This window comes from Haliscomenobacter sp., from assembly GCF_965225875.1.
In the GTDB taxonomy this organism is placed as follows: domain Bacteria; phylum Bacteroidota; class Bacteroidia; order Chitinophagales; family Saprospiraceae; genus Haliscomenobacter.
Window position 1 is genome coordinate 3,744,138 of the sequence record NZ_CBDDBS010000002.1, and the last position, 13,602, is coordinate 3,757,739.

The 13,602-nt window shown below is 47.6% G+C and carries 11 protein-coding genes; 3 read left to right on the plus strand and 8 right to left on the minus strand.

Going from position 1 to position 13,602, the window contains the following annotated elements:
* Window positions 1–4: 4 nt before the first annotated feature.
* Together ACO08K_RS17315 and ACO08K_RS17320 are read right to left on the minus strand one after the other, a co-directional pair.
* The gene (locus ACO08K_RS17315) at window positions 5–712 is read right to left on the minus strand and encodes an SAM-dependent methyltransferase (RefSeq protein ID WP_421797669.1); all 708 of its coding nucleotides are present in this window, start codon (window positions 710–712) and stop codon (window positions 5–7) included.
* A 2-nt stretch (window positions 713–714) separates the two neighbouring features.
* The gene (locus ACO08K_RS17320; protein ID WP_421797670.1) at window positions 715–1,779 is read right to left on the minus strand and encodes an alkane 1-monooxygenase; all 1,065 of its coding nucleotides are present in this window, start codon (window positions 1,777–1,779) and stop codon (window positions 715–717) included.
* 234 nt (window positions 1,780–2,013) lie between these two features.
* Between ACO08K_RS17320 and ACO08K_RS17325 the strand changes: the two genes are divergently transcribed.
* Both ACO08K_RS17325 and ACO08K_RS17330 read left to right on the plus strand, forming a co-directional pair.
* Window positions 2,014–3,114: a 2Fe-2S iron-sulfur cluster-binding protein gene (locus ACO08K_RS17325; RefSeq protein ID WP_421797671.1), complete on the plus strand. Its 1,101-nt coding sequence runs from the start codon at window positions 2,014–2,016 to the stop codon at window positions 3,112–3,114.
* A 9-nt stretch (window positions 3,115–3,123) separates the two neighbouring features.
* Window positions 3,124–5,505 (plus strand): OmpA family protein, encoded by a 2,382-nt coding sequence (locus tag ACO08K_RS17330; protein ID WP_421797672.1) that lies wholly within the window; start codon window positions 3,124–3,126, stop codon window positions 5,503–5,505.
* A gap of 294 nt (window positions 5,506–5,799) precedes the next feature.
* On the opposite strand, the gene ACO08K_RS17335 is transcribed toward ACO08K_RS17330, so the two are convergent.
* The 5 genes from ACO08K_RS17335 to ACO08K_RS17355 all read right to left on the minus strand — a co-directional run bounded on the left by ACO08K_RS17335 (window position 5,800) and on the right by ACO08K_RS17355 (window position 11,777).
* The gene (locus tag ACO08K_RS17335) at window positions 5,800–9,189 is read right to left on the minus strand and encodes a PVC-type heme-binding CxxCH protein (protein WP_421797673.1); all 3,390 of its coding nucleotides are present in this window, start codon (window positions 9,187–9,189) and stop codon (window positions 5,800–5,802) included.
* A 169-nt stretch (window positions 9,190–9,358) separates the two neighbouring features.
* A complete protein-coding gene (locus ACO08K_RS17340) occupies window positions 9,359–9,658 on the minus strand; it encodes a hypothetical protein (RefSeq protein ID WP_421797674.1) in 300 nt (99 codons plus the stop codon).
* A gap of 148 nt (window positions 9,659–9,806) precedes the next feature.
* Window positions 9,807–10,202: a hypothetical protein gene (locus ACO08K_RS17345; RefSeq protein ID WP_421797675.1), complete on the minus strand. Its 396-nt coding sequence runs from the start codon at window positions 10,200–10,202 to the stop codon at window positions 9,807–9,809.
* A 112-nt stretch (window positions 10,203–10,314) separates the two neighbouring features.
* On the minus strand, window positions 10,315–10,758 hold the full coding sequence (locus ACO08K_RS17350) for a DMT family transporter (protein WP_421797676.1): 444 nt from the start codon (window positions 10,756–10,758) through the stop codon (window positions 10,315–10,317).
* Window positions 10,759–10,799: 41 nt separating this feature from the next.
* Window positions 10,800–11,777: a cyclase family protein gene (locus tag ACO08K_RS17355; protein ID WP_421797677.1), complete on the minus strand. Its 978-nt coding sequence runs from the start codon at window positions 11,775–11,777 to the stop codon at window positions 10,800–10,802.
* Between the two features lie 92 nt (window positions 11,778–11,869).
* Here ACO08K_RS17355 and ACO08K_RS17360 point away from each other — a divergent pair, with 92 nt between their 5' ends.
* Window positions 11,870–12,463 carry a Crp/Fnr family transcriptional regulator gene (locus ACO08K_RS17360; RefSeq protein ID WP_421797678.1) on the plus strand — a complete coding sequence of 198 codons (594 nt, stop codon included), beginning with the start codon at window positions 11,870–11,872 and terminating at the stop codon, window positions 12,461–12,463.
* On the opposite strand, the gene ACO08K_RS17365 is transcribed toward ACO08K_RS17360, so the two are convergent.
* Window positions 12,460–13,224 carry an SAM-dependent methyltransferase gene (locus ACO08K_RS17365; protein WP_421797679.1) on the minus strand — a complete coding sequence of 255 codons (765 nt, stop codon included), beginning with the start codon at window positions 13,222–13,224 and terminating at the stop codon, window positions 12,460–12,462. The two genes, ACO08K_RS17360 and ACO08K_RS17365, sit on opposite strands and share 4 nt — an antisense overlap.
* Window positions 13,225–13,602: the final 378 nt, after the last annotated feature.

The following is a 13,602-nucleotide window of genomic DNA, read 5'->3' on the forward strand; positions in this document are numbered from 1 at the left end:
TAGGCTATCCCAACAAAAATATTGCTGGCCGTTTGTGCAAATCCGCAGGAGGGTTCCGCTTCCATTCTTCCACCTTCCGGGTTACAATGTATTCGGTAGGCATGGTCAAATCTACGGCAATACACAAACGGGTTTGAGGAGCTAAGTGCTGAAGCGCTGCTGCGACAATCTGCTGATTGCGATAAGGGGCTTCAATAAAAATCTGGGTACACTGATCACGTTGGGCCAATTGTTCCAGACGTTTGAGCTGTTGCCCGAGGTCCTGTTTTTTGGCACTCAAATACCCTTGAAAACAAAACTTTTGGCCGTTCATCCCGGAACCCATCAGTGCCAGCAAAATAGATGAAGGCCCCACGAGTGGAACGACTGGAATGCCTTGCCGATGCGCCAGCTCCACTACTACCGCACCTGGATCGGCTACCCCCGGGCAGCCTGCCTCCGACATCAGCCCGATATTACGGCCACTCAGTGCTGGAGCCAAAAAGGAGCGGTACTCTGCCTCCTTGGTATGCTCGCTGAGTTCTACCATTTCCAATTCTGGGAGTGGGCGGGGATGTTGGGCAGCCTTGATAAAATGGCGGGCGGTTTTGGCACGTTCCACAATAAAATAGTCGAGTTGCCAAAGGCATTCTTTGACGTATTGCGGGATGGTATGGTGCGCAGTTTCCCCCAAGGGCACCGGAATCAAATACAGTTTACCAGTTTGTTGCATCGTTATGTGGTTGGCGTCGAGAGCCGTAGTTGTTCTTGTTTTACCCTGGGATTCATGAGTTTAAACCAAAAGGGCGGAAACAAAGCAATGATGATAGAAGTTGGATACCCAAAAGGCAATTGTGGACTTTCGTCAAAGTGCCGCAAGATCTGATATTTGCGGCTAGCCTTAAAATGGTGATCCGAATGTCGTGTCAATTCATATAAAAAAATGCGTCCCAGCTCGTGATCCGAATTCCAGGAATGCCAGGCCTGGACAGGTTCGGGACGGCCATTCGCCAAGGTTTTTCGGCGCAAACCATAATGCTCGATGTAATTCACCGACTCCAGCAATAAAAAGCCAAATACGGCCACTGCTAGCGCATAAGCGAGCATCCCCCAGCCGTAAACCCATCCAATGCAGAGCAAATACCCTAATTGGAAAACCTGAAAGCGCAGCATCTCATTTTGCCAGGAAAACGCGGAAAGCCCCATTTTTTGTAAACGTTCAGCCTCCAATTTCCAGGCATTGCGCCAGGAGCCCAATACTGAACGCAGCCAAAAAGTATACAGGTTTTCCCCATAACGTGCAGAGGCCGGATCGGCATCGGTGCTGACATGTTTGTGGTGCCCCCGGTTGTGCTCGATGAAAAAATGCATGTACAAGGCACTTAACAGTAAAATTTTGGCCATTGTTTGTTCACTCTTTTTACTGCGGTGCCCCAATTCATGGGCTACATTGATGCCAATGGTACCCACAATCAGACCTACACTACAGGTCATCCCCACTAGTTCATAGCCCGCACTGTTGCCTGCATAAACTTGCTGAAAATACACATGCAAAATGAAGTACAGCAAAGGAATATTGAGGTACAACAAGAGGTCAAAGAACCACATGCTGAGTTTTTGATCCTCTTCCTGCGGCGACAAATTATATGCAGAAGCCGGGCTAATCAGCTCCAACAATGGAATGAGCACAAAGCCGACATAAATGCCCGCAAAGGACCAATGGCCTTGCTCATACAAGCCCCAAAGGGTCGCGAAAGGAGCAGTATAGGCAATCAGGTACTTCAAATCACTCCATTTCATCGGTAAATGTTTTTATGTAGCGGATTGAATGACATAGTTCCTCAGGAACTCCCAAACATTTAATTATTTTTGCCTCCTCAAAACTGAAAACTTGAAACTGTGTTAGAGTTGAGAAGTTGAGGAGTTGAGAAGTTGAGGCTACCGCAGCAGTGTGGACATTTCCATTGTCTATGTCCCTGTGGTAACCTCAACTTCTCAACTTCTCAACTTTCTCAACTCCTCAACCACAAAGATATGAGCAAGAAATTTTTTACCCTAACGGTGAAAGAAATCCGCCCGGAGACAGCCGATGCCGTTACCGTAGTATTTGGTATTCCCGAAGATATAAAACCTGAGTTTGCGTACAAAGCAGGCCAATACCTGACGTTGAAATTTTCCATTAACGGCAAAGAAGCCCGTCGTGCGTATTCCATGTGCAGTAGCCCTCTGGAGAAGGACATTGCAGTAACTGTAAAGAGAGTAAAAAAAGGGCTGGTTTCCAACTACATTGCCGACAAACTAGCGGTAGGCGAAAAAGTGGAGGTAATGCAACCCGATGGCCGTTTTTCGCCTAGTCTTGATGGGGACCAGCGCAAAACGTATTACCTCTTCGGCGCGGGAAGTGGCATTACCCCATTGATGGCGATACTCAAAACCATCCTGGAGGAAGAACCCCAAAGTAAGGTGCATCTCCTGTACGGCAACCGCAGTGAAGAGTCAATTTTGTTCTACGATCAGCTGGAGCAATTGAAAAAACGTTACGACGGGCAATTGAGCGTAACCCATACCCTCAGCCAGCCCAAACGGGAAAAACCCAAAGGCCTTTCGGGGCTTTTTGCCAAAGGCAGCATTTCCTGGGAGGGTTTGACTGGTCGCATCGACAACGCTTTGATCAGCCGCTTTTTATCAGAAAATGCCAGCAATACTCGCGAAGCTCAGTATTTTATCTGTGGTCCCGGGCCGATGATCAATGTAGTGGAACACGCTTTACAGCAACAAAACATTGATAAGAAGCACATCCATATTGAGCATTTTACCGCCAATATTGACCCCAACGCGCCTCATGTCAACGGGGTAAGTGGCGCTCAGGTCATCGCTATACTCAATGGCCAGACCCACACCGTTTCTGTAGCTCCTAACAAGACCATTCTCGATGCCCTGTTGGATCAAAAGCTGGATCCACCTTATTCCTGTACTTCGGGGGCTTGTTCGAGTTGTATGGCCAAGGTGATCAAGGGCTCGGTAAAAATGGATGCATGTTATGCCCTTGATGATGATGAAGTCAGCAAAGGTTTTATTCTGACCTGTCAGTCACATCCAACCTCTACGGAAGTGGAAATCACCTACGATGTTTAAAAACAATGTATGCCTTTTTACACCTATATCCTGGCGCTCTTCCTGTGGCTGTGGCTCGGTCAATCCGGGCTACAAGCGCAGGATACCAGGCGTATAGGGGTCAGTGATCGGCAACACTTTCCACATTATGCTCCTATCCTGAGTCCAGATGGCAGCCTATTGCTGTACAGTGAAGCAGGGAATCACGCCAATTACGGGCAAGCCGATCTGGCTGACATTTGGATTTGTCAATATTTGGGGGAAAATCAATGGAGCCGTCCAGTCAATGCCGGGATACCCATCAATTCCGACAAAAACGACCAATGCCTGGCCATTAATCTGGATGAAAATGAAATGTATTTGCTGTTGGAGGACGAAAATGGGAAAAAGAGTATAGCTCAATCAAAACTCAGTTTCCGTAGTTGGTCTACTCCACAAAATATGCTGATCGAGCCCTGGGATTCTGCCTTTCAAATCCAGCACGGTTTTGTCAGCAATGATGGCCAAACCTTATTGTTGTGCCTTACCCATTCCGATAGCACCCAGCGTCGAAGTGATATTTATGTAGCCCAACGCGAGGGAGACCTTTTGTGGAAGAACCTGCAAAGCCTTGGGCCTACCATCAACACTTCGGGAAATGAACGGAGTGCTTTTTTGGCAGCTGATGGTCAAACCCTTTATTTTGCTACCAATGGCCGCCTCGGTTTTGGGGGGCTGGACTTGTACATGAGCCGGCGAGCCGCCAATTCCTGGACTGAATGGAGCACACCCATCAATCTGGGCTCAAATTTTAATTCCGAACACGATGAATGGGGCTTTTATACTTCCGTCATTGGTGAAAAAGCCTGGTGGACCCGCACAGAAGCCAAAGCTCCCCGCATCCTCAGCGCCAATATTTCTGCTTCTTTAAGGGCTCAAGCGGTGATTTTGGTGAAAGGACAGGTCTATTTGCCTCAATCCAAAAACCCGGCAAGCAACGTCACGGTGAGCCTAAATTACTTTGATCCTCAACGCAATACCCGGGTCCTCCGGCAAGGCATCAGCAACCAACAAGGGAAATATCAGTTGCTTTTGCCCCGCAATGCGGAAATGACCATCAATGCCTTATCAGGTCAGCTTTTTTCGCCCACTTACAACTTGCTCCGCAAAGGACCTGCTGCCATCGAACGTGAGGACAACGACGACAAGATGAATGCCATCCTGGCCGCCAACCCTAATTATCGGCAAGTGGAGGAAGAGATCGAAGCATTACAATTGGCGTATAACCAACACCTGGTAGCCATCAAAAACCTGAATAAAGAACGGCAAGGATATGTAAATTCAATTTTGCAACAATGGAATGATACTGCCTCGATTAGCTTTACCAAAACCCTGGAATCCGGGCTAAGTAAACTACGTGAAGAATACCTAGCTACTCAAAAGCAGCAAGCTTTGCTGAAATTTCACGATGGCCAGGCCAAGCCAATTGATCAATTAAGCACCTTTGAAACCTTAATACCAACCACCTTTGAGGATTTTGTAAGGGTCATTGAAATTCAACAACGTTGGGAAATTTTGCCAGCTACAGCTCAATCTCTGATTTTACAAATGTTGAACGAGGAAGTCAAAAGGCAAGACAAAAAAGTCAAACCCGATGAAAGGGCCATTTGGCGGGAGCAAAAAAAGCAAATCCTGGAGAATCCAACCTTGTTATTGCTGCCAGAAGCGGATCTGGCCAAATGGCGAGCAATTTTTAGTCCTTGTTTTGAATGGCAAGAGGAGGCTTCGCGCAATATTTCCAATTACATTTTGCAAAAAAACCAAAATGAGTTGACCACCCAAATCAAAACGGATGTGCGAAACTATCTGCGAACCTTACTCGACATGCGCATGCTTTCCGCGCAATCAGCCGCGATGAACCAGCAAATTCGCATCAAAATAGAGGGTCAACTGCGCATCGAAAGAGGTTTTCAATACCGTCCCAGTAACCGCCCCTCTTTAGAAGGATCAACCATGATGTTGGATACCTTTATGGTTATTGCTGGAAATGAATTGGAGCAGGACATCCAGCTTTTTAATCCTATCGTGGAAAAAACCATTGTGCTGGAAAACATAGTGTTCCTCCCCAATCAAAGTGAATTGGACTCTTCAGCTTATGCAGAGATACACCGCCTGGCGACATTTTTGAAAGAAAATCCTGATCTGGCCATCGAAATCGTTGCACATACCAATAACCATTGTACCTACAACTTTGCTACAGAACTGACCAATCGCCGGGCAGAAAGAATTGCCGATTTATTGGTGTTGGATCAGGTGCCAATTGAACGGATTAGGGCAAGGGGCTCCGGGAAAGAACAACCTATCGCCACCAATGGCACTCCAGCGGGAAGGCTGGCCAATCAGCGGGTGGAGATTGTGTTTATTGATCAATAAGGTTGAGGGAGTCAACGACCAAAGCTAAGTATTATCAAATTAAATGGGCAAAAGTTTATAACCAGCTACAGCGCCAGGTTGAAACGACCAGCGGCGCTAGCCGCGAAACGTCTGTAGCATCCAGGCCACAATAAGCCTTTAAGGTGCGTAGCACCGGAACAATCAAGCGGTTTCGGTGCTACGCACCTTAAAATCCTCCCTCCGTTCCCTTTGCTACAGACGTTTCGCGGCTAGCGCCGCTGGTCGTAAGCATAAAATGATAGCTTTAGGCGGAACAACATTTCAGCCATCGCTCTACTTCTTCAGCGTCCCCAAATACTCCACCAAATCCCGGATTTCTCGCTTGGACAACGATGCGCCTACTGGAGGCATACTCGATGGCGTGTTGTCGCGGGAGGCAATGCGCGAAACAGGAATCACCAGCGGCTCGGCATTGGTTACATTCAAGGTGACCGCTTCTTCAGTTTCTTTGAGCAAGGTTCCAAAGATTTCCTGGCCATCTTTCAACTTGAGGGTTACGGTACCAAAACCGGGCGATAACCTGGCACTCGGCTCGATTAATGCCTGTAACAATTGCTCACGAGTCAGCGTGCTGCCAATTTCGGTGAGTGATGGCCCAGCAGTACCTCCTACTCCACGCACGGCATGGCAACGTGTACATTGTGCGGTGGCATTGTTGTTGAAGATGTTGCGCCCTTGCGCCCAGTTGCCCCCATATAGTGCTTCCGCAAATTCATCCATCAGGGTGGTACCTGGTTTTAAAGCGGCCATTTTGGCTTTGAGGCTGGCGGAACCAGAGGCGTCGATGGCTTCTTTTAGTTCCAGTCTCAAATTGGGCGACAGTTTTTTATCTTCCATTTGTTGGACCAGATCGCCGAGAATACTTTCGGTTTTAGCCAAATCCAGTTTACCCATTACAACCAACAATTGCTGCTGTTCACGGGTGCTCCCTTTGCCAAAAACAGCTTGCACGATGGCTGGCAAACTTGCTTTGGTTACGTTACTGTTGTTCAACAAGCCCAGTGCCACGGTGCGCAGGCTCTCTTCTTTATCCTCCATACCTGCTTTGATGGCGGTATCAATCTCTTTGTATTTCAACAGATTCAAGGCAGGCAATACAGCAGCCCGAACTTTGACATTGCTGTTGTTGTAGTAAATTTTCGCCAGTGCATCGTTGGCATCACTCAACTCCAGGTTGGCCAACATACCCGCAACCGCAATCAGGGTTTCAGGATTGGTCTGTTCCAGGAAGTTGTTGACAAAAGGTTTGATTTTGGTCCGGGCCAAATTGGCATCCCGCTCCAGTTTGCCCCTATAACGGCCATCTACCCGGTCGGTCAAGGAAGGATTGCCCCAAGAGCCAATGGTTGCCAGTGCTTCCGCCTTGATGATGTCGGTAATGTCGCTGCGATTGGCAAAGCCGATCAGAAGGTCCAATTCAGTGGCAGTCCCTACCCGCAAGGCCGCATTGATGGCGCGGCGCAAGAGTGGCTCAGCGGTAAACCGTTTCTCCTTCAATGTAGCCGCCAATGCAGGCAATGCTGCTGGAATCGACAAGTCATCGTTGATGGCCCGAGCAGCTTCTGTCACGATGTACTCGTCGGAATCATTCAGGAATAAAGCAACTTTGTCACTTTTCAATTTTCTCAACACCAACACTGCGGCAGTGCGCAGCGCCTTGCTTGGATTGTTAGCCAAAGCAATCATCGGCTCTGCCTGGCCGATACGCGACAAGGCCAATACCGCTGCGTGGCGAATGTACAGGTCTTCATCGTTGTTGTCTTTCAACTGTGCGATCAAGGGTTCTACGGCTGGTGCATAGGCCAATTGCCCCAGGGCTTCAGCGCTGTAAAAACGCACCCGAGGGTTCTCGTGCTTCAGGAGTGGAAGCAAGTCTGGGCCTGCTGCGGCAATTTTGGCATCGCCCAACATTTTGATGGCTTGTACGATGATTTCGGAATCAGCATCTTTCAGCAGAGGCAGCAACTGCGCGCCTTGTTTTTGATCGGCCCGAGCCAACTGCCCAACGCCCCAAATGCCGTGTACACGCGCCAATTGGTTTTCCCGCTGGGCAATAGCTTGCTGCAAAGAAGGCAATCCCTTGCTGCCCCGGCGCACCAGTTCAAATTGGGCTCTTTGGCGGATCCGCATGTCGCTATATCCCAGCAATTCCAACAGTTTGGCGCTTGCTTGTGCGCTGTAGTCCAGCTCCATCAAACGTTTGGTCTCCCGACGCTCATCGGCGAGGTCATTTTTATCCGCAGTAACGTCGAGCTTCCAAACCCGACCGAAGTTTTTGGTTCCCCAACCATTCACCCAGTCGGCAATGTACAAGGCACCATCGGGGCCGAATTCGATGCCCGTAGGTAGAATACCGCTGACCAGATTGGTTTCACTTTTTAACTCAAAAGTTGCTCCCTTGGGTTTCAAGTCGAAAGCCCAGATAGGCGAGCGAGTAGGTGTACCGACGAACTCCACCAGGAAAAATTTGTTCTTCCAGGCCGAGCCCAAAGCAGTACCGGGGTTGTATACCATCCCGGTGGGGCCGTTGTGGTAGTTCATGATCGGAGGAATGATGTAGGCAGCCTGGCCTTCCCAACGGGGCTTGTACAGTTTTTCCTCCATCCATACGTTGTAGCGGTTGTTTTTGGGGTCGGTGTATTTGCCATACTGCCAGTTGGAACGCCAGCCTGCATCCGAACCTTCGACGACGTGCACGAGGCGTTCACTTTCACCGGGGTGGTCGCCGTCGTTGTCGGAGGAAATGAGGTTGCCGTACTCGTCAAAGGCAAACTCGTGGGTGTTGCGCAAACCAGTGGCAAAAATTTCAAAATCGCTGCCGTCGGGGTTACAACGGGCAATGGTGCCGGAGTTGGGATTGGGCCATTTTTTGCCATCCACGGTGGTCACGTTGGAGCCAATGTCGCCAATGTTCCAATAAATACGCCCATCTGGGCCTTCGGTTACACCAGACATACCGTGTCCACTAAATCCGATGTGTACAGCATAGCCCGTGGCAAGGGAGGTCTTTTTGCCCAATACGCCGTTTTTGTATTGTATTTTCCATAAATCTGGAGCAATGGCAACGTAGACATTGTCTCTTGCGACCATGATCCCACCCGCTACGTCGGTTACTTCATCGTGAAAATCGCTGAGGATACGGGTGGATTTATCGGCCATGCCGTCGCCGTCAGTGTCTTCAAGCCGCCAGATTTCGTCGCGTTCAACTGCGAGATCCTTCCAGTCGTGGGAGCCGTCATTGTTGAGGTCTTTGAGCCATTCGTTTTCTTTGCTGCGCTCGGGGGCGAAGGTTTTATGCAAAAAGGCCCGACGGTCTTCCACGCTTTGTAGGCCAATCGACTCGGTCATCCAGTCGCGGTGCCCCCGGATGTCAAATTCCGAGTTTTTCTGGCGATTGGTCCTCGTGAGGTACACGCGCCCGAGGTGGTCAACATCCATGGCTACCGGGTCGGGTGCCAGGGAGTCGGTCGCCCAGAGGCTGAGTTGAACCCCATCGGCCAGTTTGATGGTGGTTTTATCTTTCAGCTCCAGGGCCTTTTGTTGGGCTCTGGCCGAAGTTTCTTGTACGCTGATGGTATCCGGCAGTTTCATACAGGAAATGACCAGCAGGGTGAGTACGCCCAAAAGGGGGATTTTTTTTCTAAATGTTTTTCTGAATGCCATAGTCAAATTGTTTGAAGGCTATCTAGCACAGAGCTTGGATAGGTGATGCAGAGTGGTAAATTTAGAAGATTTTGAGGCTATCTCTGCAAAGAATAATTGTAAAAAAGACAAAAATCTGTGGTAGGGTGTGGTTGGTTTACTTTTGGGGATGAAAGGCGTTCATCGTGTCTTAGCTTAAAAAATTGAGCGTAATGAGCAAAATAATGATCAATATCCCGACGAGTGCGGCAATGAATAAATAATCAGCGATGGTTTCAAATCGCTTTTCTTTTTTTTCGATGCTGGTACGGATAGAGCTAAATGAAAAAATGCAAGATAAGGTGAGCAGAATGGCCACAATAGCTGTCAATTCATCAATGAATTGACTTTCAATCTGATTCGAGATGTGGAGAGAGGTGATCACGACTAGGCAAAAGCCCAGGAGGTTTCCAGCTGTACTTAAGATGTGTGGAGAGGTATTGTTCGCCATAGTACAAATCTAATCTTTTTTATCGCCCCTAATCCCCGATTAGCTTCCCTTCCAATACAATCAGCGCCGTTCCATAGATCAAAACCTTGTTGCCAATTAATTCCACCGGACAGCAGTGGCTTGTTGATAAGTTTAAATTCTTCGACAGTCAATTTCTGAACTTTTCTTTTTTCCTAAAAACAAAACCTGATCTACTAAAGCTGACAGTTTCAGGTGAACTTTGAGGATAGGCATTAACGTAATCAAATCCAAGTTTGGACATGGCATTCAGTAAATCGGTTTGGTTCCTGATGCCCAGGTACTTATTTTCTTCCAACACGTCTCGCAAATCGGTGAGCAGTTTCTCATAATCAGATTTTTTGGATTGAATAGCGATTCCTATTGTTCCGCCTGCAATTGAAGTAAAATTGTCACAATTAATGACAATGTATTCAGGAAGCTCCTCTATTTTAATTGCTTTATCACCCACTGCCAACTGCTGCGCAGACAAGTTTGTAGCGAACAGTATTGCGCCAATGGTCAGGATTTTTTTTAGGTTTTCCATTGTTAGGTTTTTACTTTTAAACTTCAAATCAGCTTTCTTGGTTCATGGCAGGCTGCTTTGGAGTTTGATTGTTAATGCCCGCCTTTGGCTCTGTGCAGTTCTAAGCTGGACTTTACATTTTTTTCACCAGAATGATTCCAACCAAAATCAAAGCCAAACCCAGCACTTTGGCCCAACTTATAGACCTGACTGCTGTTCCCAGCAAAGCAAAATGCTCTAATACCAGCGACGTTACCATCTGCCCGCCGATGATGAGCGCCAAAAAGGTAGCAATGCCTATTTTGGGCGACGCAACGATGGAGCTGATGATGTAGAACGCACCTACCAGGCCGCCCAGCCAGGCGTAAAGCGGGGCCTGGCTGAGCTGCTGTAGTGATTTTTGAAAAGCTGTAGGGTTGGCCAAACTATACACAATCAATGCCAAGGTACCTACTGAAAATGAAATCAGGGAGGAGGTAGTCGGGTTGCCGGAAAACAGGGTTAGTTTGTTGTTGAAAGCAATTTGTAGGGGCAGCAACAATCCGGCGATCAAGGCGAATAAATGGAATTGGTTCATGTCGAATAGGATGATTTGGGTTAGAGAATAGTGCTTCAAAACTACTTCATAAAAATAGGCAATGCAATGGGGCGCATCGGTGCCGCACTGGCCCCTCTCAATTTTAACGACGAGGCAATAAAGGCAAACTCGTAGACTTTGTCTTTGGCCAGGTCTTCCAAAAACATCTGCTCGATGAACATCACCCCTTTTTCTGCCAACAAATAAGTGTGTACAGGCACCCAATTGTCGGCCCTTTCGGGTGGGAAAGCTTCAAAACTTAGGTTGTCGGCTCCTAGTAACATGACTTGCTGGTCTTCGATCAGCCATTTGACCGCCTCCAGGTTGATGCCGGGATATTGATCCAGGAATTTATGTGCGTCTTCGTAATGTTTTGCCTGGCCAGTGCGAATGAGCACCACATCTCCTTTTTGTAGGCTGATTTTTTGTTTGCGCAATGCTTCCTGCAAGTCGGCGGCATTGATGCGGTAGTTGGCGGACAAGCTTTCTACATTTTTCGAAGCAGGAATGTCAATCATCACCCCACGGGCAATAATGGCGGGGATGGTTTCGGCGCCCGTTTTTTTCCAACCTTTGTCGCCTAGGTGTTCATCGGCAGAAAAGCCATTCCAGATTTTTCCATTCAAGCCAAAATGGTTGAGCGCGTCGATGTGGGTGCCCATATGCGTGTACATGGAGATGGCATCACCGGTGTAGCTGACCTTTTCATTCATGGCATTCCCCAGTCCATTCGGATTGTCGACCACTGTACCGCGAGGTGTATGCGTCAACCAATATTGGTAGGCTGGATCGCCCAGGGCATGAAAACTGGGCATACCCACAAAGTACTCTACACTCAGGTCGTAGGTTTTGCCTGATTTGACTTTGCTGAGGATGGCGAGTTTGGAGGCATCGGTCATCATGTTGAGGGTGCCGATTTCATCCGCTTTGCCCCAAGGGCTGATCCCTACTTCTTCTTTGTTTTGGCTCATCGCCAGGATAGCTTGCATGGCAAGTGCGAGTGTCAATAACTTTTTCATATTTTACTTTTGGTTTTGATACTGCAAAGGTGCAGCGGAAGTAAAACCTGTAAAATGAACTACATTATCAAATTGCATTGAACTGGTTCAAGATGAGAAGTGACCTATTGATTACAAGTCTGCAGCAATACATTCCCCTCAGCGATCGGGATCAGCAACTGATCATCGCTTGTTTGCGGGAGCGCAAGGTGAAGAAGGGGCAATTTCTGGTGCATGAGGGAGCGGTAAGTCGTTGCACCAACTTCGTGAATGAGGGCAGTGTACGCACCTATTTTATTGACCTGAATGGCCAGGAACACATTGTGCAGTTTGCCATTGAAGGCTGGTGGATCAGTGACTTGAACAGTTTTATCCTGCAGGTGCCCGCCACGTTTAATGTGCAGGCCATTGAGGATAGTGTGATTTTGGAATTGCCCTTTGAAAGCCTAGAGCTGCTGTACGAGCAAATTCCCAAGCTGGAGCGTTACTTCAGAATTGTGACCCAGCGTGCTTTTGTAGCGTTCCAGCAACGGGTTGTGCAAAACATCAGCATGACAGCAGAAGACCGCTATCTGGCTTTTCAGCAGAAATACCCGAAGATTGAATTGCGGATTCCGCAACGCCTTGTAGCCTCCTACCTCGGGATTTCGGCTGAATTTTTGAGCAAAATAAAAAAACGACTCAAGGAGAGTAATGGGAAAACTTAGTCTTTTTGAGCCACAATATAAGCCTGTGGGTCGCCAAACTTATAGGCATCTTTTGCAATCGAACTATAGGTTGAAACAATGCTCAAACCCAGCGATTTCAACAGCCTTTTTACTTCCCCCAGGGTAAATACGTAGTGTTTAAAGGCATCTTGTTTGCTCTCACCTTCCTTGGTAAAAAGCAACTCGCTCACCATAAAACTGTCTTCAACGTGATAGGTATTGGTGATTTCCATTCGGATGTTTCCAACGGTGTAGACGTTATCCTCCCCATATTTCTGGAGGTTGGGCAAAATACTTTCGGCAATCATGCCGGAATTAATGATGAATTTTGCCCCGGGCTCAAGTGCGGCGGCTACTTTTCCAACAAAGACCTTCATTTTGTCCATGTTGAAGTAGCCAAAACTGTTGCCCAAACAGACGGCTCCTGAAAATTTCCCGACGATTTCCGTATGCAGGATGTCGCCGGTAATCGCAGTAATGTTTAATTTTTCTGCCTGGATTTTTGAGTTGAATCCACTCATGAAGGTTTCGGAGATGTCAATGGCGGTGACGTTCAGGCCCAGGTTTGAAAATTCGATGGCATGTCGGCCAAAGCCACACGGCACGTCCAGGATGTGCTGCCCTTTTTGGAGGTTTAATTCGCTCAATAAAAAATCGACCTCTTGTTTGGTCGCTTCAATTGGAATGGCATTTTCCCAAAGCTCACAATTGATCCCCTGAAAGAAATCTTCGTACCAATTGTCATTTACTTGGTTGGTCATGGTGTTTGGTTATAGTGGTTTTAAGGTGTTGATTGGTATGAGTGCTAACGGGGTGTGGCTTTGGGAAGTTCCCAAAACAATTACTAATATTAAACTAAATCTGGTAATTTATCGCTCAAATCCATCTATCATCTTGTAACCCTCCGCTTTATCGGGGGGCGCTTAGATCCACCCGTTGAAACGGGCGGTTACAAGATGTTATATGTGGTTAGTGCTTATGCTTGGAGGATAAATTTGTATTCAACTCTTTTTAAAATCTCCGAACTCATGCTTTAGAGGTTTATGAGGGAAAATTTGGCTGAATGAACGTGCAAAAAAGGGTTGTGAAACAAGCATGATTATTCAGATTTCCTGTCTACATAATTCATTTAGTCGAAA